Annotated in this window: 1 protein-coding gene; it reads right to left on the bottom strand. The window is 71.4% G+C overall.

Features of this window, described 5'->3' with window-relative positions; genetic code table 11:
• A partial coding sequence (locus FQ705_RS01130; RefSeq protein ID WP_186307757.1) for an acyl-CoA dehydrogenase family protein occupies nt 1–458 on the bottom strand: 458 nt, incomplete at both ends.

Genomic DNA, 458 nt, shown 5'->3' on the forward strand with positions numbered 1-458 from the left:
GGGCGAACAGCGCGCCGGTCGAGTAGAACTTGGTGCCGTTCACGCGCCAGGTCTCGCCCTCGCGCACGATGCGGGTCTTCAGGTCGAGCACGTGCTTGGTGCCGCGCTCCGAGAAGCCGTTGCCGAAGCGGCGGCCGGCCAGCACCTCGGCGAAGAAGGCGTGCTGCTGCGCCTCGCTGCCGGTCAGCGCGATCACGTCGACCAGGCCGTAATGGTTCTGCGGCAACTGGCCGAGCGAGGGATCGGCTGCCGAGATCAGCTTGACCACCTCGGTCAGCGTCACGAAGGACACGCCCGCGCCGCCATGCGCCTTCGGCACCGTGATCGCCCACAGCCCCGATTGCGAGAACCACTCGATCTCCTCGCGCGGCAGGCGCCGCTCGCGGTCGCGCTCGATCGCGCCGGCCGCCAGCCGCGCGGCCAACTCGCGCGCCACCGCCAGCGCCTCCTGGTCGGAG

The sequence above is a fragment of the Paraburkholderia sp. BCC1884 genome, from assembly GCF_900996225.1.
In the GTDB taxonomy this organism is placed as follows: Bacteria; Pseudomonadota; Gammaproteobacteria; order Burkholderiales; family Burkholderiaceae; genus Paraburkholderia.